This window comes from Bifidobacterium sp. 7101, from assembly GCF_000499285.1.
GTDB classification, from domain to species: Bacteria; Actinomycetota; Actinomycetes; order Actinomycetales; family Bifidobacteriaceae; genus Bombiscardovia; species Bombiscardovia apis_A.
The window spans coordinates 124,007-145,721 of record NZ_AWUN01000005.1 but is presented as its reverse complement, the minus strand read 5'-3'; the positions used below and the strand labels follow the sequence as shown (position 1 = coordinate 145,721).

Sequence of the window (21,715 nt, the reverse complement as noted above, 5' to 3'; positions counted from 1 at the left end):
CCACGCCTCTGTCACTGAGATTCTGGACACTTACGCTGATCTTTGATCGAAGTTCTCGGCCAGGACATCAGAATTTGACAATGGAAGTTTGCTCATAGCTGCGACCATACTGGAAAGCAATCAGACTCATGTATCTTCAAAATCACAAGAAGGTACTTCTTCTCAAAAGTGAGTCGAAGGACGGTCTTCTGTGAATTTGTTGATACCTCTGATTTTTGCAATGACTATGCAATAATGCGCGCTTCCCTGACGTTTTACGTCTATTCGTAGGCGAAGTCGCAGTGTTTGATAATGTTAATGGTTTTAATGTATTATTCGTCGGGCGTTAAGCTGACTATGCTCTACTTCACATTAATATTTGAAGATGGCAAAGCGACGAGTCTCACAACAATATGAAACCAATTCCAACCTTATTTACTAATACTTGATTAATGATACGATAACTAATAAATATACCTAATACTAATCACCCAAAACTTTGACATTTTTCCCTTTCTTTGTAGAATAGAACGTAACCAGCACCTAATAGAACTGGTTCCAACACATCGTTGTGTTGCTATATTTATTAATCAAAGAAGATGACTAAAAATGCAAGTACAAAGATTATCTAAGAAGCTAGCAGCTATATCAGTATCACTGATGACATTTATTGGCATCCTAGTTCTAACACCCTCTACCGCGAATGCAGCGGAAACACAAGTATCCGATTCAGAGTCCGCAATCGTTAAAAAATCAGTGCTAGGATCCGATACCCAGGTCAAAGGGACAGATAATATTATCCGTGAAATCCGGCCAGAACATGAAAATATGTATCCGACATTCACTATCGATTTTGCCTCTGGCGATGTAATGGCTGTCACTCAGCAAGGGAACGTGTTTGAATGGAAGGATAGTCAGGGTAATCTGATTTTCCACATTGATTCTCCCAAGCTTCCGAGTGGGCGTCAGGCAACACTTGAATGGAATGCTGATACACGTCAACTAGTTATCGTTCCCAAGCTGGGCCTGATGCCACGATGCGCAAAGAGCAAATTAGGGTCAATTGCAGCAAACATAGGATGGGGCATCGGTGTTTGCATGCCACTCGGTCTTGCGAATGTTGCTGCAGGTGCCGTTTGCACAATTGGCCAATCAATTGCCGCTGAGTACATTCCTTGGCACAATGTTTGCTGAGAAGAGAGACGTCTCCTGATATGCTAAAAAAGATTCTTTCCATTCCGCTTTATATAGTGATTTGCGTATTGCTAACAGTGGTGACTGCAGAGGTTGTAGGGCGGCCATGGAAGGTAGTTTTGACAAGCCCATATACGATAATTGGCTTAGTTTGTGGAACTTTGACATACTGCTTTATCGTGTTTATAGGACCTTGGCTGAACAGGAAGATGCAATAAGTAAAAAGGAGAAGAGCTACTGACAAGCAGGGTTTATTCGTAAACATCATTTGTTTAGGGATAAACCCTGCTTGTTTATCCAGTTAAATATACTTAATACTCCCCCGCTTCTCCGAAGATCTTAGTGACAACGCACTGAGTACTATTACTGAAACAGGTTGCGACATCTCTTGGGCTCACACGGACCATAGTATCTGCGACATTTTGATGTTTTTCTGCATCCTTTGATCACCTGGCGACAGGTTCCTATCTTGAAATCAGAGAAGACTTGATGCTTAGTCGCTATTTTATGCTCACTATTATTCTCAAATCTTCTTATACTGTTGGTCGTAACCTTAAACCTACTTGTCGTTACCCTGTTGAGTACCAATTGACTTACTGCCTTATGCGGGAGTGAAATAAAATCGGACACATATTGGGCACATCGCTAATGATGCCTTCATAAGTTGGTATCAGTCAATAACTGAAACATGCTATAATTCGCACTAAATCTTCGGTTATTATCAGTATTAACATGCAGCTCGCATGCACCAGAACAGCAGCTTATTTTACAAGGAATCGCGGGTTCAAATCCTGCCGTTCCGACTAGAGTAGTAACGATTCCAAGGTTCTGCGCCTTCTAATTCTTATATTCTCCGAATTGTGCACACATTTGACATGCCGCTGGTGCTTCCCATTTCTTCTCTCTTTTAGCCATACTGCGCTGTGGCGGATTGGAGCGTCGTTTTTATATTACAGACACCTGGCAATCGGTATTTCATTAATTCGTGTATCCTATCCCGCACACCAATATCGGGCTGTCAGATGTCCCGTGATCTTTCGATCTCCCTGCAAATCGAACTTACAACGTCCAGGAGGCCTTCATCGTGAGAGACGACCACTAGGGCTTCCTAGTAGGGTGCCGGCACCTCGGCCTGGGCTGACTGGGAATGTAGGTCAAGATGATCGGTCGGTTCATCCAGAATCAGTGGGTCAGGTTCTCGGCTGAGGGAACAGACGAGTTGTAGACGCTTCGCCTTCGCCGCCGGAGAGGGTCGGATACTGATAGGTCCAACCGTCTGCTATGCCCAAGGTCCGTCTGATGGCAACGGGTCGCCGTGACCAATCGTTGGTGAAATCGTCCAGGTTGCGCGGTTGCTCGGCGATAGACTGGGAACAGTATTCGCAGATCAAGATGCTGAGTTTCGGGGACTGATTCGTCCCTGGGTCGGCGATAGGTATCGGCACAAGAGCAGAGCCAGGGTGGTTTTGCCGCAACTGTTGTCGCCGAGTATGGCGGTCCAGCCCCGGTCAAGGGTCGCTGACAGAAGCTCGAAAATGGCGGATGAGCCGCTTGGATAGGCGAAGCCGAGGTCGGTAATGGTGATGATACTAGGGTTCGGCATGGGTTTCCCTCTGATGGTGATACGGTCTGATTCATCATCATGGGAATCGTTGGTTGTGACCGGTCGGTTGGTTAGACTGTCATCGCGCAACTTCGGGTCGTCAATCTTATGTTGCAATAATCACGGTGATAGTGCGAATGTGAATGACGGTAGTTTTGTCCTGATGACTCCCCTGCGGGGGACAGTCGCCACAAATAACTGTGAAGTTCATGCTTTGGCCGCTACAGTAGGGTGGCAGACTAGAAACGAAGCTCACCAATTTCGACGGTCTATACCGACCGCCTGGGCAACTGTCTTATCACAGACACAAGTCGAAGTCCTCTTTCTCTTGGACTATCTTGGCACATGGGGCAGTCCCCCCGAATAGCTTTCTTCACACAACTTTAACCTAGAATCTCCTCTTTTGCATGGATCTGCCTCCGGATGCTGATTTCCGGTTGCCTGTGGCGGATAGGTCTGAGATGTCGGCAGGATTTTGATTCTCGTCGCTGGGTCCTCGCGGATTCGAAAGCGGGTCGGGCTGGTGGACGGTCAGAGCTGATGTCGCCGGTTTCCTACCGTTCTGACCGGGACCACCAGGAGTGTACTAGGGCCACTGTGGGAGCATGGCAGAGTGTCACAATCGGATCCACCGCACTGGTTTTGACCCAAGCGCTATCTCATTTAGCGTCGTCTACGCTCAGCCTTAGCCCTAAGCCACAATTGAGTTTTGGAGTTTTGCGTTTGGCGCTCGCACGGTGCGCAGTTAGTTGTGTTAGAAGCCAGCACTGTCTCTACTGCTTTTCGGGGTAGAACCGCATACTATGGCGGTATCTTTTTACCTAGAGAGCAAATGAAAACCGCAATCGCAACCAAGCTGCCCTTTTACTCTAGCCATCCTTACCACGAATCTGTAGACGTGGCTAAGCTGCTTTTGGACAGCGGGTTGACAGGCATCAGAGTGTAGGACCTCATGGATTGTTTGGAGTTGGTAGGCTATTATCGTCTCAAGGGCTACTGTTATCCTTTTCTTACTCCTATGGCAGGTAGCAGTAATACATAAGCTGCCTTTTCTCCCCAGCACCGCAGAGTATCCCATATGGGAATGGTACGTGTTCAACCAGGAGCTGGCGCAACATCATCTTTGATGGCATCATCAGCATTGAGGTCTTTATCAAAAGCTCCTGGCTGCTGAACTTGCCACAGCAACTGGCCTGTTCGGCTGCCTTGAACCTGTCGGTCTGCCTGGATTCAGTACCGAAGAGTATAAGAGTGCGAGTGTGGCATCGCCAAGGATTATAAGTGATCTTCCGATCTTCGCTGCCACAGCTCAAGCATTTCCAGAGCACCTACTGCGATTCACTACCACCCATCTGGATGCTAGTGTATGCCTGCCCTACAGTAGATTAAGAAGATCATCTACAAAGGTGCCAACCCTGCCATCAAAAGCAGATTGGCCCTGTATCTGGGAATCATGTCCAATAAGTCCAGGGTCAGCATTGAGACACTGCTACGTGGCTGGCTCGGGAATTTGCGTGTGGCTCATAACAAGACCGTCCACCATGGACATTATGGAACTACATGGACTCAAAGATGACACCTACCAAACCCGTGCTGGAACCTGAAGATAATGATTGGTAAGACAACAAATGGGAGCCTTTCTGCCAATCTAAGTCAAAGGGCCGTGCGGGATTCCTGGCCATGGAACTCCTCCTGCTGAAGCAGCTGGGCGTCACTCGTTGGCTCAGGAACCTCTTAATCCTTATGAAATGCTATCCCAGCTTTCCTCTCAAACTGATTGGCTTTCCGAACAATTGGCAGAAGCTGCCCATCTGGCAATGAAGTTGCAAATCTTCTCTTACAAGATATCACCAGTTTTAAGAGGCAAATTTTTTTGGGGCGTGTAGTGTTCGGAGACGAGCAGGCGGCGGGATGGTCGAACTGATACAGATCGTCAGAGCTCGCCGAATTCGACCCATTACAATTTTCAATGATTGCTATAGCCGAAAGTTACTCTCTCAGAGTGCAGGACTTAATTATTATGTTGATAATATAATATGACTGACTTGTTCATTGAACCTCATTTTCTGATCGTCCACAGACATAGAGAGAAAAATTTCGTCTGTAGACGTCTGATTCTTAATCCTTTATATAATTCCGACTCTAGGTATTTGGACATATCCATACTAAGAATTATTGAAAAATACAGATTTTCATCTATTATGATCCAAACACCACACAGAATCCGATCTGGTACATTTCGGGCAAATCGATACACTAACGTACTGGTTTTAGCTCATATCAGTTAGTAGTGGAAACTTGTTAGCACTTGCAGCATGGCAATAGATATTAGCGACGAAGAGCAGTTTATATATGCATACTAGTCTTTACTAGTCTTTCTCTTAATAATGGGTCATGATTTCAAATCCATCCAGCCTGACATTATTGCTGAGTTCTATTGTTCAAAGAGTCTAGGTATCAGGACCTTTATAAGCACTAAATTATCATTGGATTATTCAAGACATATTTAGTTTTTCGATCTGTGTAAATTATTGATTCGATCTGCTCAAATGCTTTATAAGCATACAGAAATCTTATTGCAATATTTACTTGTTCACAGTGATATTTCCATGTACAGCAACAAAGAATTGCAATGTAGACTTTACGATAGCCACTATTCATAGTTATGCCGCGTAGTTATACAAGAAGTATAACTACTCCGATACGGAATGATTGCTTGGTAACCGTTGTCCTTGCTTTTATAAAGTGAACCTAGTTTAAGGCAGTATATGATTTCGAGAAAAACGAAGAAAAGGCATCATCTGGGTAGAGACGAAACTGACCAGAGCGAGTAAAATTTATAATAATCAATAAGAAATAGAAATATTGCATCATCTAATTCTTGGTCTTTTTTGAACGTCTCTGTAGGATAAAATCCCATATAAGGAAAGAAAGCTAGTGCTCAAAAGCACCTAACATCCTCCTATGACCTATGAGAGTTCCAAATTGGCTTATAATGATTAGATTTATACAAGCTCTACATTAAATATTGCAGGTGCCTATTATTGCAGCGCTATTTCCTCTGTACCTGAATATTGTTATTTCCTAATTTTGTTGCTGTGGTATAGATATATTTTTCTTTCCTTCTATTTATTTTGCAAAATTCTATAAAAGTCACAAGCTGGTTATATATAAATTCAGAAAGACAGATAAGTCAACAACTAGTTGATATAATATTAAGATGTCTTGTATCGAAAAGGGTTAGAAATGATCAATATTGCTTCATGGCTGAATGATATTAACAACATAGCTTCTGTTGGGACGGCGTTTGCATCCTTATGGATTTCTTTTATAGCTAATCAATTTAATAGACGTGAATCACATAGGGATCTTGCAAAGGATTTACAAGAGAGCCGCGATAAGGTATATGCTGCATACCATGCTTTGGTTTCAAGTATTGTTGAGAAAAAAGATGATTCCACTTATTTAGTAGATATGTTTCACTCCAATTCCATTGCTTTGATTAATGCTATCGAGGCTAGTAGTACTGTACAGCCTCAACTGACAAATTGGCTGCATGCACTTGATGGACAAATCAATGTAGTGAGTCTGATGAGGTCACGACTCAGTGTCAGTCATTGGTCCCAACAAACAGACTTAACAGATGATACAAAATGGGCGAGTGCTCTTATGAATCTATTATTGGATGTTGTGAAAGATTCAGTCACGCCATTGACTCCAGCAGCAGACGATTTGGAACTGTTAGATAATAATTTCATGCTCGAATTAGATAATCCATCATTGGTAAATGGTGGCGGTGAGGCGAAACCCACAATTGATCCGAAAACGTTTGAACAAGTAAGAACGAAGTGGCTACCAAAAGAGATGAAAAAAGGCGAGCAAAAATTAAGACTACAAGCTTTAGTAGACTACAAGGTGATAGCTGAAAATGCAATAGCTTTTATTCTTTATGGAGATCTCATTTACAGACCAGAGGATCAGCAGGAGCGATTCGAAAAAATAAGCATGATTATACTTGACAATCTTTTTAAGCGCTTTTCGAGTTTGGCTAGCAAGCAGATAAATGCTATACTTAATTCACATAAATCCATATTTCGAAGAAGTAATGGTAAGTAGATTTGTTTCAATTCTAATTCTATGCAGTAACTGAATTTTGATGAAAATTGGCCATGCTTACGAACTTTCAAATTCTATTAGTGCAATCGGAGTTACGGTTTAGACTGCGATTTTGAGTTCAAGTATTTCTTGAATGTGTGAAGAAAATCCAATACCTCCTCCAGGTAGCAGCTCAGTTGAAGTGAAGAAACGGAATGGCCTTTTCAGCAGGTACTACCGCTTGTTGCTATACTCTTAGTTTTGTCAGCTCCATCTGAGACCACCCACGTTTTTTTGTTGTCTTTTCTAGGCGGTTATTCATGATTAAAGAAATTCTCGACATCGCAGGTCAAGGAAAGGACTATTGATATTTCTATTAGAAAGCACACGAGCATGAGCGCCCATTGATTGCCCCCCACCACCACCAAACTGGCCAACAGGCAACGACCGACACCGACCAGAGGAAAACACTGTAAGTTGCTCAGTTTTCCATAACAATGGCTCTTAAGGTATTGGGATCCACCAAAATAACACACCAAAGGCTCACGGCTACCAGACAAAGTTATCCATTAAAGCCTTGACCGCGGCATGAAGCTAGCCAGGATGACTACCAGAAAGATGCTGTTCACCAGGCCTGGAATCAAAGCGGCTGTGAGTGCTGATAGCGAACGGGAGCCGAAACGAACAGTACCATATGATTTTGGGTTGTTCATCGACTATTGCTTTACTGCCCTTCTTGTCCTTCATGGGTTTCTCTTTTGTTGAACTCAAATCAGACCTATCGACCCGGATGAGCACCAGAATAAAGCAAAGCTAACTTGCGTCAGGTCTGTTTGATTTTATACATACGTATAAGCAATGGCAACGGGTCTACCCCTTGGTATCTGCTTTTTGGATGTCATCAACCGGGTACTCGGTAGAAAATCATTAATAGGTATCAGCGAAACGGATCTATTTATTAAAAAAATCTGTGAATCCTTTGCACCCTTGTTATTTTGCAAACGTTAACAGGCTCATTCCCTAATCAGAGGAGATTGATATTTGTGCTTTTGCCGGGATTCAACGCACGAAGGGTGTCGTTTCGCCAATATGACGAGAGAATTGTTGACTACACAGTTGTGCGGAGGATGCTGTCTGTTGCAGATAAGGGAGATTTCCTAGGCTGTAGGAAGACCTTGGAAGGACACTATAACAAGTCATTACACGATGATTGGTCTAATTTGCGGGGCAATAGCGTATTGCCACATGCCTTTATTGTCCCTCTTACGCGCTGAGAGCTTGATAGCAACTAATAGCTTGAATACTGACGAAACATATGCCTTGTCTTGCTCATTCAGCTCATATCGTTTGAAGTATATGACTACTTTTCATACCGTTATGGATTGTCTGTGTTGATTGTAATTTTCAACTGAGCTTAAAGACATTTAGTTTTGCCAGTTACGAGTCCAAACAATATTAAGGTTCGTTCATCCGATGGTTCCCGTGCGCAGTATGCATATATTACTGAAGAAAAGTGAAGGTCAGATCGGACGATTCCGGTAGTGAACCTATCCTCAAATTAAGATAAACCTGATTGTTTTGAACCCTGTTGACCTTTGCAAGGGAACGAGTGCCGACATTGAAGCTTTTGACAGCTCCCCACTCTAATGAAACAAAATGTGGGTTTGGAGTAAATAGATCGGAGAACATTCAACTTTAACCGTTGCCATCTTCATTATCCTTGCTCTTTGATTATTTATGGTACAGGTCAGATCAAGTATGCATGACCATTGTTGACACCTTACTGAAATTGAAGAGGATCTTCTTTGGTGTATATGTCTTTGCGGAAAGTAATATAAGACGAAGCTGGCCGATTCGTATAGCGGAACTAGAGCCCGTATGCGGTCGTCTCGTTGCTGTGATTATGCTATAGGTTGCAAATGTAATGGGACTAATTAAATAACGTGATTACTTTCTGATTGCAATAAACCGGTAGGCGGCAGATCCAATCACGTCGCAGTTCTACAAAACCCAGATTGTAGCGAAAATTGACAGGAAAACCGCTCAGATGGCACAGGTCGTGTGTATATAGTGTCGGGGTCTACTTCTCGATTCGCTCAGAACAGCCCTTCGTCGAATTGCTCAACACCGCGAGTTCTGTAAGCGCAATGCTACGCCGGAAGTTGGAGTTTCTTGCCCAATTCATAAATGGCTTGCATCACAAATTGGGCGGGATCTCTAATGAATCTCGTTGAGCTGATAGATCGCTACCTAACCGAGCTTCTCAATCTACGTCTCCGCAATTGGATGAGCGCGCCAACGGCGGGCAAAACAACTCCTACGAGGGTCACTCTGGTCCATCACCAAAATGACAGGATTAACGTCACTAAGAATAGCACCAGCCGCTTAATAGAGAGTGAGATACACGCTGCTGTAATTTACCGGACTGGGGTGGATTGATGGATACTACAGCAACCTGGTTGGCTGTTTGGGTGCCGAAGCAACCGGCATCAAAGATGGCTAGCCCGGTTATGCAAAGTATGGGGTTACCGATATCGATGAGCAGGATGGCAGCGCCGATTGCAGCTACGATCAGACAATCGATGACGACGACATGCGGATCGTGACGGTCGGTCAGACTTCCGGCCCACCTGGTTACGAGCAATCCAAAGACCCTGGCGAGGCTAAGAGTTCAATCTGCGTAAGATTCAGACTATAGGGCGGTTTGGAGAGCGCTATTGAAAGGCCGACTCAAATGAGATTGAAAGCAGAAAATCAGAGCATGCCGGTTTCGGATGCCAGTCGAAATGCTGGATAGATGCACAGCAATCGAGGAAGCACTCGCAGAGTGGTAAAGTACGAACCTTTGTTTCCGGTTTGTTTCTGATGCCGAGGCAATACGATTGCGCACAGCACGCCTGTCGCTACGAGCAGAATTGCGAGGCAGACGAGCATGCCACGCCAGCCAAGCAAGCTCGTCAAGGCTCCTCCGACGAAACAGCTGAGAAGAATCCAGCCTTTCCGCAAGAACGATTCCTACTCGGCTGCCACGAACCTCTAGCGGCATGAACCGCTTGACGGCGGAGACGGCTTCTGCAGCGACTGTGGAAGCGACCCCGACAAGTCCGAATACGCCTACCAGTGCTCCTGCAGTAGGAGCGCTGGCTGCGGCGGCTAGCACGATGGCAAGTCCTGCCAGTTGAATGGGAACTAATCGACCTGGCGAAAAGCGATCAGCCAACGGAACCAACAGTACCAGTCCAATAAGGTACCCGGCCATCACAGCAGTGACAATCTGCCCTGTTACAGCTGCTGAAACGCCGAAGTCAGCGGCGATGCTGCCGAGTGCCGATTATACCGCATATTGTGTCGCCAGCGACGTGCCAGAAGCCAAAGCAAGTGCTGTGGCTCCCAGCACAGTGATGATTCCACAGTCTCCGTGGTTCGATGTATCCTGCTGCTTTTCTTCTTCCGAGGATGGTTCAGTCATACAAGCACCTCCTCCACTGATCGGGCTAGCTCATATGCGTTGGAGATGGAAGTCGCGTTAACGGTAATTATTATCTGCGAGTAACCGGCGGTGCCGTTGCCAGGAGAAATAAAACTGATGTGTTCACTAATTTGCACCCTTATTTCAGCAATACACACTACTTTGGTAGTTAATTTAGTGTAACTACTAAAGTAGTACTAGTGTTGATTAACTGGTAAGTTTGAGTAAGTGTCTAATACCACAAATCTCATTTCAGCTCTCACCCGACTAGGCTTCAGCCGCTACGAAGCGAAGGCATACGTTGCCTTGGTTGGTCAAGCGCCGATGAATGGTTCTCAGGTGAGCCGTCGCGCAGACATGCCGCCATCGAAAATATACGAAACACTGGCTCGCCTTGAGACAAAGGGCGCCGTTCTGGTTAATCACTCTGAACCAGTCCGATATACGGCCGTATCCCCTAAGGATGTTCTCACCTTCCTCAAGGACAAGTTCGAGGCGGACCTATCAACCGCTCAAGAGGAGCTCGCCGATTTGCCGAAGAATAAAGAACCGGGCCTGGTGTGGTCACTGCACAGCCGCGACGCAATTGTGCAGGCTTCAATCCGGCTCATCAACGAGGCAAAGCATAGCGTATTCGCTGGGGTTTGGGATGAGGAGATGGACGATCTTGGTCCGCTGCTCGACAAAGCTGCCGTCCGAGGTCTCGACGTGCATGTCGCCATCTATGGCACCAGTACTTTGACGCACCCGCACACCTACGACATGAACGAATGCGGCGCCTCTGCCCGATTGCGACTCTCTGGCCGACGTTTGGCTGTAGTGGTGGCCGATGATGACCATACCTTGGTCGCTTCTTTCGGTGACCGTACACCTGACGAGGCCGTGCGTACTACCAACCCCGTAATGTGTTTGCTGGCCGTCGAGTACATCAAGGCGGATATTTCCGGTCGTCTCATGATCAACGCCATGACTCCGCAGGCATTTCAGGGCTTGCTGAAGACTCAGGATATGCAAGATATGCTTGTGCATGTCGAATAATGCACCTTGGTACCTAGATGATTGTGCTTGTCTTTTAGCAAATATTGGATTTACTCGGCTATCTGGTACCTTCGTACTTGAGGAGTAGATGCCATTTTCGTCAAGTCTGTACGCCACTGGTTCCGTAGCTTTTTATATATGTGCTGGACATGGTCATAGTCGAATGCAATGCATTATTAGACGTTCTTCTCTTCGCAAGACCTGATAGTTGCAAAAGTACTCAGTAGTAATCGGTATAATTCATGCCACAAACCAAGCAGCAAGATATATTGCTCCGTCAATACTTCTGATCAAAGTGTTGACCATGAATGAGATGGAAGACACCAGGTTTTGGACAAGCAATTTCCGACATGCTGTTCATTCTGGAATCCAGGACAGCTTTATCTGAGCATGAACCTGGTTGTCTCCTACGCAGGCAAGGAAACGAACCCTAAGTTACAAAACTAATTGTGTTTTATATAGGACGGATTAGGTGCATTGCAGCAGTTGCATTGATGTAGGTGGATTAAAAAATACCCAACTTTGACACTAGGTACTTTCGTGATCTTATGCGATATAGATTCGGTTCAGATATGTTCGCCAATATCGACCTTTGCCTGTCTTATGTAATCAAGCGAGAGTTAATGCTGATAGGTCATGTAAGGCTGATCAGAGCGATTCCCATGAGGATATTGACTACAAAACTGGCGCAGCCATGTCAGCAAACATTGAGAAATCCTCATGATTCTTTTTAAGGAGTCCAATCAGTTTATAAAGACAAGTTCGAGGAATATCCCAAGAAGCCGCTGTTTACTATGAGGCATGAACGCAACGAATATTCTCGAAAGAAACATTGCTGGGCAGCCCTATGTGCCTGACAGGTACTCCTTTAGCAACAGACAAATCCCACAAGGTGAGGTTGATTCGCCTGTCTTTTACGGCAGTCCAAAACCGGTCGACGCCGATATTGTCATTCCCATATACAACGAGGAGATTCAGCTGGCTGATTCCGTATCCAATTTATGCAGCTTTCTGGATCGTCACGCCAGAGATCTGACACCCTTCAGCTGGAATATCGTGATTGCAGACAACGCCAGCACAGACGCCAGTTGGCAGATCGCCATGTCTTTGTGCGACTGGTGCCCCAACCACGGTGCGTGCCTTGCACCTCGCGAGAAAGGGTCGCGGGTATGCTCTGAAACAGGCCTGGCTCAGCTCCAGGGCAGCAGTCGTCGCATATATGGATGTGGATCTATCTACCGACATCGGTTCTACGGGCAGCCTTATTCTCCCCCTACTCCAAGGCGGGGCTGACATCGCCTTTGGCTCACGTCTTATGCCGCAATCTCAGGTCATCCGCTCCCCCAAACGTGAATTCATTTCGCGCACCTACAACCTCATGCTCCGCTCATATCTGGCGGTCTCCTTTCATGATGCCCAGTGCGGCTTCAAGGCCATCACCGCCCAAGCTGCGCATGTCCTTCTGCCTCAGGTAAAGGATAACGAGTGGTTCTTCGATACGGAGCTGCTTGTGCGTGCCCAGCAGGCAGGGATGACCATGCTGGAGCTTCCTGTCCGTTGGGTGGAGGATGCCGGCTCGACGGTCGACATCCCAGACACGGTAAAAAAGGATCTGGAAGGCATGCATCGGGTCAGGGAGGGTATGGAGGCCCGAGCGGTCGAGGAGCTTCGCGTCGACCTGGACTCCCCTGCCGTCTGGGATCAGATCCGCCAGCATGAGCTGCGCGGATCCCTCTTGCCTGCCAAAGAGGAGGATTCGCATTCATGTATGCAGAATCCAGGCAAAGAAGCTGCCGCTTGTTGAGCGGCTGACAGCAAACGAAATCTCATACAGAAAGAGCAAACTTCACCTATCATGAACGCTTCATTGGCTTCTAACAGCAGCTATGGCTTCCCCCCGCATTCACAGACTTTCAATCCTCCACGATCAACAAGTGCAGATGCAGTTGCTGATGAGCACGCTTCCCGCGCGTATATTCTGCCCCGACGGACTCGTGGAGACTGGGTGGCACTGGGTGTCATGCTGCTTGCAGCCTGTGCAATATTCTTCATCAACCTCACGGCCTCCGGGTATGCCAATGAGTTTTATTCAGCTGCGGCCCAGGCTGGTTCGGTCAGCTGGAAGGCCTTTCTCTGGGGGTCCCTGGACTCGGGGAACGCCATCACCGTGGACAAGCCACCTGCAGCTCTCTGGCTGATGGCACTTTCCGTGCGCATCTTTGGTCTGAGTTCCTTTGCCATCCTCCTGCCGGAAGCGCTGATGGGGGTGGCGACCACCTACCTGCTCTATGCCACCTTGCGCCGGTACTGGGGCAACTGGGCGGGCATTGTCACCGGATTCATCTTCATGCTCACTCCAGTAGCCGCGCTCATGTTCCGTTTCAACAATCCCGATGCCTTGCTGGTGCTATTGATGACTGGAGCCACTCACGCGCTTCTTAGATCTCTGGAGTATGTCAACCATCCCTCTGGCAATCGAAAGCGCACTTGGTGGATGGTCCTGGCCGGGGCTCTGATCGGGTTTGGCTTCCTTACTAAGCAACTGCAGGTGCTGCTCGTACTGCCTGGCTTTGCCCTGGCTTTTCTTCTGGCGTCACCTACAGGCATGGTTCGTCGCATCCTGGATTCACTGGCTGCCATTGGCTCCATGATCGTCACTGCCGGCTGGTGGGTGTTGCTGACGGTCATCGTGCCAGCCAGCGACAGACCTTATATAGGCGGTTCCCAGCGCAACTCCTTCCTTGAGCTCACCTTTGGCTACAACGGTTTCGGACGCTTGACCGGCAGCGAAGAAGGATCCGTCATACCCGGCCACGGCCATGAAGGAGGTGGCATGCCGGCTGGTGGCGTTCGCGGCGGCGGCAAGTGGGGCCAGACTGGCCTCAATCGTCTGTTCAGCGGCGAGTTCGGTACGCAGATTTCCTGGCTGGCTCCTTTGGCTTTCGCCGGCATTGTCATCAACTTGCTGGTTATCGGCAGAGCTGTCCGTACAGATGTGCGCAGGGCCAGCGTCATTGCTTTCGGAGGTTGGCTGACCGTCACCTGGCTCGTTTTCAGCTTTATGGCCGGCATTTTCCACCAGTATTACACCGTGGCTCTGGCACCTGCCCTGGCTGCCCTGGTGTCCATCGGCGCATTCAGTCTGTGGATTGCCCGGGACAAGCGCTGGGCCAGGATCGTCACGCCGATTCTTATCGCCTTCACGGCCTTTTGGGATTTCAGCCTGGCAGGTCGATCCCAGTGGCTCCCCTGGCTCAAGTGGGCCATTCTCATAATCGGTCTCATGGGCGCCCTCGGTTTTGCCTTGGCTGGACTGTTGCGAATACGACGACTCGCTCTTGCGGCCCTCCTTCTCTCAGTCATAGGGCTTATGGCTGGCCCTGCTGCATGGACGCTGTACACCGTATCCCAAGGACACATGGGATCAATCGTCCTAGCCGGACCCAGCCTGACTTCAGGGAGCATGGGTGGTGGCCCCGGTGGTATGCCCGGGGGTGCTCCTGGTGGCGGTCAGCCTGGCGGTGGCCAGGCAGGCGGCATGGCACCTGGCAATATCCAACAGCAAGGTATGCCTGGTGGTGACGGCGGTCCCGTGGGCTCATACCAAATGGGCCAAGACCCGATGAATCAGCAAGGTCAGTCACGCCAGCAGGGCCAGATGCCTGGTGGTAGTTCGAATAGTCAACAGGCTCCTAGCATGGGTTCCCAAGGACCAGGTCCCATGGGCCAGGATTCCTCGGGTTCACAAGGAGAATCCAGCACTTCGGGTGCGCCTTCCATGCGTTCACAGCGCAAAAGCCAATCTGGATTCCAGGGTGGACCAGAAGGAGGAAGGATGAAAGGAGGAAGTCTGCTTGGTGGAGGCCGGTCCAGTTCCAAGATCGTCGCCAAGCTGGAAAAGTCATCCGACTCCCACCGCTGGGTTGCTGCCACGACAGGATCCCAGCAGGCGGCGGGCTATCAGCTGGCTTCTCAAAAGCCGGTCATGGCCATTGGCGGGTTCAATGGTTCCGACCCCTACCCCAGCTTGGAACAGTTCAAGCAGTACGTGAAGGATAGGCAGATTCATTACTACATAGCTGGTGAGATGGGCGGCCATCAGATGGGAGGTTCCGACACCGCCACGCAAATCTCGCAGTGGGTGGCCAAGCACTACACCGCAACCACGGTCGACGGCGTCACTGTTTATGATCTGACCCAGCAGAAGGCCAGCTGAGCGGTGGGAGCAGCTTTCGCCTAAGAGTTACTTCCAGGTTTGCGGTAACAAGATAAAGACGAGACGAGCTACAGACTTCTAATCTGTGGGTCGTGAGTAGTTGCCTCCTTTGTGTGTAGTAAAAGTGCAAAGTAGTGAGCGGACTGGCAATACTTCAGTCCGCTCATTTTCATATTGACAAGTTCGCGCTGGAATTCAGATCTGATTATTGCAAGACTCTGCATTGCAGGCCAGATCACATCAGATTAAACTAAATAAGAACTTTTGATCTTATTGCGCTCTTCTTTGTTGTATTGGTCTGCATTGCAATCAACTTGCTGAGCACCATGGAAGGCAAAACTAGTAGGTTCCCAAGATGGAGCGAACTTGATGGCTTCTTCGATTGAAATTCTCCGGTTCGCATGGAGATTGATTCCACGGTGCTCATCGTGTGCCCCTCTGTTCAGAATCAGGCGGCTTCATACGGCTCTGCGCTACGTGTTCTGTGGAATAATGTTCTGGGGGTTCCACTAATTCGAGGAAGTTCTCTTCCAGACATATTCGCAGTGAATGCTCTGGTCTTCGAGCACCATTGACGCGAGCCCTGTGTCGGATACTCGCACATCGATATGACCCTTTTCGCGACGGTTCTCCAATGTCCCCTAGTAGAGCAGGTGACCACCGGCAATGATGCCAACTACCGGAGCCATCTTTTCGATTTCGGACAGGATATGGCTGCTGATGATGACGGTGACTCCCTCGGAAGCGGCCAAGTCCATGATCATCTGTCGCACCTCGACCACAGCCTGTGCATCCAAGCCATTGGTGGGCTCATCCAAGAGCAGGAGCTCTGGTTGCGATATCAGCGCCATGGCGATGCCCAGTCGCTGCTTCATCCCCAGGGAATAGGTTCCCACTCTCCTCTTCTCGTATCCCCGTAATCCAACCTTGGTTAGCGCTTCTGAGGCAGCTGAAACTGGCAGACCCAGATAATCGGCTACCATGCGGCAGTTATCCAGTCCCGACAGGCCTGGATAGAAGCTGGGTCCTTCAATCATGGAGCCCACACGGCCCGGCTGTATCGTGCTCTTCTTTCCGACCTGCTGTCCCAGCAGCCACATGCTCCCCGCAGTCGGTTTTGTCAATCCCAAAAGGAGCTTCATGGTGGTCGATTTTCCGGCCCCGTTTGGTCCCAGCAGTCCGTAGACTCCGCCAGCCGGCACCCGTAGGTTCAGCCCATCCACGGCTTTAAATCCGCCATAGGTTTTGACCAACCCCTGTGTGGCCACAGCCAGCTGTGGGTGATTGCTTCCGTCCGTATATGCCATTGCGCCTCTCCTTCCGATAGGAATTCAACTGATTCCTATGCAAGTTCGGCGGGCACAATCCTTCAACGCAGGAAAAGAAACTGTCCCCTGTAGGGGACAAGTCGCTGCTGATGAGGCTAATTTGCACCCATGGGAAAAGGGTCTCGCTGAATTTAGTCGTCTTCATGATCAGGGAATACTTCGCAAACAAGCAGGGTCAAAAGCGTCCTCTTAAGAACCTGTTATTGGAATGCTTGAGGCCGGTGTTTGCATGCACTCCCTCACCCCCGTCCTCAGGAAACAATTGATTTGACCTTGACATGATGGCAGGGTTTAGGGTCAAGACATGACACGAGAGAGCAAATCCACTGGCGAGGGCAGTAAGAGCGGCTTGAGCATCGGTCAGATGTCTGAGCTTACGGGGGTCAGCCGGAGAATGCTGCGCCACTGGGAAGAGGAAGGACTGATTTCTCCCATTCGCGGCCAGGCGAATTACCGGCAATATATGCAGGATGACGTCGCGCGGCTGGAGCGAATTGTGACCTACAGGGAGATGGGATTCAATGCCAGGCAAATCAAGGCATTGCTCAATTGCAAGACACCGCTTGCCTTGGACGAGTTGCGGGGTCAGCGCTCGCGAATTGATGAGAAAATCCAACTTCTTAGGAAAGCCGCAGATCGTTTGGACCGGCTCATAGCCCTTGCCCAGGGGAATTTAGGCAATGATTCAGCCCCTACGAAGACCGATCAGGAGGACCAGTACTTTTCGGAAGCATACGAACGCTGGGGTACCGGCAGGCAGTGGCTTGAGTATGCCGAGCGAAAAGCTTCCCACTCTGAACAAGAGCAGAAAAAGGACATGGCTCGGCTTAAAGACGTGGGAAGTGAGCTCGCGCAAGCCAAACGGAAAGGTCTGGCTCCCACCTCGGACGAGGTTCTCGAACTGATTGACGAGCATCGGCAGGCTTTGTCATGGTTCCATGTGACGCCGTCTATGCACGTCATTTTGGGGCGGATGTATGTGGCCGACCCGCGTTTTAGACGCCATTACGAACAACTGGAACCTGGATTGGCGAAATGGATGCTGGTCGCAATCGAAACTGCAGCGCGTGCAAGCGGGATAGATCCAGCCACCGCCAGATGGGAGTGACGCAGTCAGTGTCTTCCATCCAAATATCACATTTTCTGTTTGACAACCCAATTGAAAATCCTCAACTAAGGAACGAGGTAACCATGCACAACCATGACCAGACCAAAGCTTCTGCTTATACAGGAGCAATCATCAGTCCCGTGCCGGAGCCCGGAAAGAATGCAGAACCGCCGGAGCTTTATAGTGGCATCTACCTCATGCCCATGTTCATGTGCCTGTATAGCCACAATCTAGAAGAATCAGAATTATTTTGGACGAAGGGACTGGGTTTCATCAATTTATACACCATGCCGGGCATGATGATTCACTTGCGGCGCTGGGCCTTTCAGGATGTGCTGATCCGTAAGAGTGGTTCCAATGACGGCAGCCCTGATGCGGATATGGAGCCCATAGGAAGCCTGAGCGTAGCAGTCACGGAAAAGCAGATAGACAAGATTGTGGATGCATGCGAGCGCCTCCGTCCGGGCTCCACTTCAGCTCCAATACGTAAGCCGTGGAACTCGCTCGAAGCCAGGATTCACACTCCGGAAGGCCTGGTCCTTACTCTCACGGCCGCCTTGGCTGTCGACAAGGAACAGACTGAAGTTTATCTGAACTCGCACGGTCAATGAGCAAAGATCAAGCCCTCCTCCCCCGTCACGATTTGATTCTGGGAGCAACGATTAGATGTCTCGAACGGTCGGTGGGTTCAAACATAAGGCTCTACATCTTTGAGCAGATAGTTGTTGGCTCCTGCCTCGATGGCCGGCAGAACATAGTGGTAAGAAGGGGCATTCCAACAACGCTGCCAGCCAGTTGAATGGCACGTTTGTAACAGAATGTAGATGCATAATCCGGCAGGTTGCTCTGGACTGGGTAAGATCAGGTAGGCTACCTGGAGAGGACAAGCCGCAAAGCCCTGTAAAACTGGTTTATTTTGGGACGTCACAGACCGAGAAGGCGAAACTCATCAGAGTTCCTACTGACTTACTCTTATCTGATTTTAATGTTTCAATGCTTTTGAGATGCTCATTGTCTTGTACCTGGTTCAGTGCGTACTGTTCACCATCTGAGGTGATAAAGCGGAGGATGGGGTCTCCCTGCTTGCTGAGCTTGCACGACACGGTGCCCTCATCAACTTTAAGAGGCCAGGTGTGACCCAGATCCTCTTTCGAAATTGTTTGCGGGTTGCTGGTAGCTGCGACTTTATTGCTTCCATCAGTGGAATACTCTTCAGGGTGCTTCATGCCATCAGCGCAGCCAACAACCCCCACTGTCAGCATAATTGTGGCGCATATAAGGAAAAGGGTTCTGAGGCTCTGCTTGATTCGTTTCATAATTATCGACGTTCTTTCATACTTGGAGGCTGTTTCTAGCGCTCGCTGGCCAAAGCCATATATCCGTCCTCAAGGTTGGGCGCAGTTTCTACAGAGCCTGCGGGCGGTGTATCGGTAACTATGCGGTATCTTGTCCCCTGTGGGGTGGGTTCCGCGTTGATGATTGTGGCATTATCCGGTGGGGCCACAATGGGGGGCGTGACCCAGGTGTGACCGGCAGCTTCATGGATTAGCCCCTCTGTCGGCCCGTCATACTGGTTGCGTCCGCAACGTAATACACACACCCAAGGGCAGGTTTGTGCAACATCATCGAGTATGTGGGTGGAGAGGATAACGGTTCGATCCTGTCCCAGCTGGGCAAGGAGCGTGCGGAACCGCATGCGCTCTTCGGGATCCAACCCCGCTGTGGGTTCGTCGACTACCAGTAGCTGGGGGTCGCCCATAAGGGCCTGTGCTATGCCAACCCTGCGCCTCATGCCCCCGGACAACCCTCTGATAGGTTGGTTCATCATGTCTTCCAATCCCACCTGTTCCAAAAGGGTACGTGCCTGCTCCTGCCGTGCACGTTTATTGTCGATCATTTTCAAGATGCCGATATAGTCAAGGAATTCAAGCGGGGACAGGTTCTCGTAGGGGGTGATGTGCTGTGGGAGATAGCCCAGGTGCCGTTTTAGATTTCGCCTGTTGGCCGGCGAAGACAGGTCTTGTCCATCAATAAAAACTTTACCTTTAGTCGGTTTGATTATTCCAGTGAGAATGCGCATGAGGGTTGTTTTACCGGCACCATTTGGTCCTATGAGCCCTATCATGCCTTGTGGAAGATCAACGGTCAGATCGTTTAAAGCGGCTGGTCTCCCCCGAAAATCCTTGGTCAGATGGTCAATGGAGATAAACATGTAAGTGATTCCTTTCAAAGTCAGATGAAAGTCAGACCCGAACTTTTATGTGGTTGGAGGCCATATTTGCACCAGTGAAAAGGAGGAAGATAATACACACCTGCCAGAGCAGGGATATGACTCCTGATTGGACGGTAAAGGGGCCGTTCGCCGGTATGTACATAGGATCGGTATGAAACCATCCCTGCGCAATGGGATCGCCAATGACTGCTAGGGGGCCTCCATTGAGCGTTGGAACTGGTAAGAGGGGGGTATAGAAAGCCAGCCAAGCCCATATCAGGACGGCAAGAATTCGGGCTACGATCGTGGGCAACAGGGCTCCCAGCAGGGCGGATATCCCCATAGCAATCAGTATTGATGGTGAGAGTATGACAAGTGCTACTGCCAGGGCCACCAGTATTGCCTCACCGTTGCCGTGGATGGCTTGGTGGACCGCGATCAATACAAGGAAAAGCAGGGAAGACGATATGCAGATAACCCAGGCTCCCAAGACATGAGCTGCGCGGATGACTGCCATCGGCAAGGGGGAGGTGGATTCAAGTTCGTCCATACCTGTTCGCCTGTCGGCAGTCATAAGGTCGCTAAAAGATGCTGCGTATGCCAACGGGGTGAACATAGCAAGAACCTGTCCGGTAAAGACAAGACCATCTGTGTTGCTGAATCCAGGTGACATAGGAGAAGCATAGGCCAAAAAGAGGGCGAAGAGCGCCAGCGATATGCTGGCTATCCACAAGGCTTTGCGCCGATAAAACATCAGTATCGTGATGCGTACAAGGCTCATTATCCTCATAGGGCTGCCACCCTTACGACATTGCGCTCCGCATCACCGCACATGTTCCATCCGAAGATTGCGCCTGCTGCTGCAATAAACAATGGAATGAGTCGTTGCCGGACCGGATCGGTGATGTATGGATCCCATATAAAACATAAAAACAGCCAAATAGCTATGGAAGCCAGCGACGATGTTGGCGTAGACATGGTGAGTACGGCTATAAGGAACACTAGACAGTTGACAATGAATATACTGCCAACCGGGGTAATGATGCTCACCCATCCCATGTCACGTGGCCAAAGTCGCATCATATGCAAGCCGATAAAAAGAAGGCCTGCGGCAGCAAGAAATGCTCCGGTAATGATAAGCAGCCTGGTCACTTGAACCTTTCGCCATCCAGTTGGAGTTGACTCAGCAAGTTCAACGATTGGGTCACCATTGAGTACAAAAGCTGTAGATAGGCCAGCAGCAATTACTGGCACCTGAGTAAGAACCATTATAACCGGCCGTATGCGGTCCGGTGACCAAATGCCCTCCAGTAAGGAGCCCGCAAGAAGAATACCTGCGGTCAGTATGAACGGCAGCAATACCAGCCTATAAAGCCTCTTGAGCTGTATACCTACGAAAGCCAACCTCGTCCACCTTCCTCATATCTGGTTTTGGCTTTCGGCTGCTGCCAGACATTGCTCGCTACTCGTTCC

At 48.9% G+C, this 21,715-nt stretch carries 14 protein-coding genes and 1 pseudogene; 7 read left to right on the top strand and 8 right to left on the bottom strand.

Annotated features, from left to right (window positions below):
• Positions 1–588: 588 nt before the first annotated feature.
• The gene (locus P272_RS09345; protein WP_155805044.1) at positions 589–1,173 is read left to right on the top strand and encodes a hypothetical protein; all 585 of its coding nucleotides are present in this window, start codon (positions 589–591) and stop codon (positions 1,171–1,173) included.
• 1,387 nt (positions 1,174–2,560) lie between these two features.
• Here P272_RS09345 and P272_RS09650 read toward each other — a convergent pair.
• Positions 2,561–2,776, bottom strand: coding sequence for an ATP-binding cassette domain-containing protein (locus tag P272_RS09650; RefSeq protein ID WP_155805043.1), 216 nt, complete (start codon positions 2,774–2,776; stop codon positions 2,561–2,563).
• 3,246 nt (positions 2,777–6,022) lie between these two features.
• Here P272_RS09650 and P272_RS09340 point away from each other — a divergent pair.
• Entirely contained in the window at positions 6,023–6,892 is an 870-nt protein-coding gene (locus P272_RS09340) for a hypothetical protein (protein WP_155805042.1), read from the top strand.
• 2,671 nt (positions 6,893–9,563) lie between these two features.
• Here P272_RS09340 and P272_RS09645 read toward each other — a convergent pair.
• Together P272_RS09645 and P272_RS09335 are read right to left on the bottom strand one after the other, a co-directional pair.
• Positions 9,564–10,187: an MFS transporter gene (locus tag P272_RS09645; protein WP_367379056.1), complete on the bottom strand. Its 624-nt coding sequence runs from the start codon at positions 10,185–10,187 to the stop codon at positions 9,564–9,566.
• Between the two features lie 15 nt (positions 10,188–10,202).
• The gene (locus P272_RS09335) at positions 10,203–10,340 is read right to left on the bottom strand and encodes a hypothetical protein (RefSeq protein ID WP_155805041.1); all 138 of its coding nucleotides are present in this window, start codon (positions 10,338–10,340) and stop codon (positions 10,203–10,205) included.
• A 228-nt stretch (positions 10,341–10,568) separates the two neighbouring features.
• Between P272_RS09335 and P272_RS0107235 the strand changes: the two genes are divergently transcribed.
• The 3 genes and pseudogenes from P272_RS0107235 to P272_RS0107225 all read left to right on the top strand — a co-directional run bounded on the left by P272_RS0107235 (position 10,569) and on the right by P272_RS0107225 (position 15,594).
• Positions 10,569–11,378 carry a TrmB family transcriptional regulator gene (locus P272_RS0107235; protein WP_029678874.1) on the top strand — a complete coding sequence of 270 codons (810 nt, stop codon included), beginning with the start codon at positions 10,569–10,571 and terminating at the stop codon, positions 11,376–11,378.
• Positions 11,379–12,179: 801 nt separating this feature from the next.
• Positions 12,180–13,182: pseudogene (locus P272_RS09685) on the top strand (dolichyl-phosphate beta-glucosyltransferase).
• 201 nt (positions 13,183–13,383) lie between these two features.
• Positions 13,384–15,594, top strand: a complete 2,211-nt coding sequence (locus P272_RS0107225; protein WP_253269684.1) for an ArnT family glycosyltransferase — start codon at positions 13,384–13,386, stop codon at positions 15,592–15,594.
• Positions 15,595–16,235: 641 nt separating this feature from the next.
• On the opposite strand, the gene P272_RS08725 is transcribed toward P272_RS0107225, so the two are convergent.
• The gene (locus tag P272_RS08725; RefSeq protein ID WP_172636724.1) at positions 16,236–16,901 is read right to left on the bottom strand and encodes an ABC transporter ATP-binding protein; all 666 of its coding nucleotides are present in this window, start codon (positions 16,899–16,901) and stop codon (positions 16,236–16,238) included.
• A gap of 325 nt (positions 16,902–17,226) precedes the next feature.
• On the opposite strand from P272_RS08725, the gene P272_RS08930 reads away from it, so the two are divergent.
• Positions 17,227–18,030 carry a MerR family transcriptional regulator gene (locus tag P272_RS08930; protein WP_052323234.1) on the top strand — a complete coding sequence of 268 codons (804 nt, stop codon included), beginning with the start codon at positions 17,227–17,229 and terminating at the stop codon, positions 18,028–18,030.
• Positions 18,031–18,113: 83 nt separating this feature from the next.
• On the top strand, positions 18,114–18,641 hold the full coding sequence (locus tag P272_RS0107210) for a VOC family protein (RefSeq protein WP_044097891.1): 528 nt from the start codon (positions 18,114–18,116) through the stop codon (positions 18,639–18,641).
• 300 nt (positions 18,642–18,941) lie between these two features.
• Here P272_RS0107210 and P272_RS0107200 read toward each other — a convergent pair whose 3' ends face one another.
• Genes P272_RS0107200 through P272_RS0107185 form a run of 4 tightly spaced genes read right to left on the bottom strand, consistent with a single transcriptional unit; the run spans position 18,942 to position 21,646 of the window.
• Positions 18,942–19,346 (bottom strand): DUF2511 domain-containing protein, encoded by a 405-nt coding sequence (locus P272_RS0107200; protein ID WP_029678869.1) that lies wholly within the window; start codon positions 19,344–19,346, stop codon positions 18,942–18,944.
• Between the two features lie 35 nt (positions 19,347–19,381).
• On the bottom strand, positions 19,382–20,242 hold the full coding sequence (locus P272_RS0107195; protein WP_029678868.1) for an ABC transporter ATP-binding protein: 861 nt from the start codon (positions 20,240–20,242) through the stop codon (positions 19,382–19,384).
• A gap of 31 nt (positions 20,243–20,273) precedes the next feature.
• A complete protein-coding gene (locus P272_RS0107190) occupies positions 20,274–21,032 on the bottom strand; it encodes a hypothetical protein (RefSeq protein ID WP_044097890.1) in 759 nt (252 codons plus the stop codon).
• Positions 21,029–21,646, bottom strand: a complete 618-nt coding sequence (locus tag P272_RS0107185) for a hypothetical protein (RefSeq protein WP_029678866.1) — start codon at positions 21,644–21,646, stop codon at positions 21,029–21,031. The genes P272_RS0107190 and P272_RS0107185 overlap by 4 nt, the downstream gene beginning before the upstream one ends.
• Positions 21,647–21,715 lie beyond the last annotated feature (69 nt).

Excerpts from the sequence above, each read along its gene's own strand:
- P272_RS09335 (WP_155805041.1), bottom strand. The coding sequence starts at position 10,340 with ATGACTGAACCATCCTCGGAAGAAGAAAAGCAGCAGGATACATCGAAC.
- P272_RS09340 (WP_155805042.1), top strand. The coding sequence starts at position 6,023 with ATGATCAATATTGCTTCATGGCTGAATGATATTAACAACATAGCTTCT.
- P272_RS09650 (WP_155805043.1), bottom strand. The coding sequence starts at position 2,776 with ATGCCGAACCCTAGTATCATCACCATTACCGACCTCGGCTTCGCCTAT.
- P272_RS09345 (WP_155805044.1), top strand. The coding sequence starts at position 589 with ATGCAAGTACAAAGATTATCTAAGAAGCTAGCAGCTATATCAGTATCA.
- P272_RS08725 (WP_172636724.1), bottom strand. The coding sequence starts at position 16,901 with ATGGCATATACGGACGGAAGCAATCACCCACAGCTGGCTGTGGCCACA.
- P272_RS0107200 (WP_029678869.1), bottom strand. The coding sequence starts at position 19,346 with ATGAAACGAATCAAGCAGAGCCTCAGAACCCTTTTCCTTATATGCGCC.
- P272_RS0107210 (WP_044097891.1), top strand. The coding sequence starts at position 18,114 with ATGCACAACCATGACCAGACCAAAGCTTCTGCTTATACAGGAGCAATC.
- P272_RS0107195 (WP_029678868.1), bottom strand. The coding sequence starts at position 20,242 with ATGTTTATCTCCATTGACCATCTGACCAAGGATTTTCGGGGGAGACCA.
- P272_RS08930 (WP_052323234.1), top strand. The coding sequence starts at position 17,227 with ATGACACGAGAGAGCAAATCCACTGGCGAGGGCAGTAAGAGCGGCTTG.
- P272_RS0107190 (WP_044097890.1), bottom strand. The coding sequence starts at position 21,032 with ATGAGGATAATGAGCCTTGTACGCATCACGATACTGATGTTTTATCGG.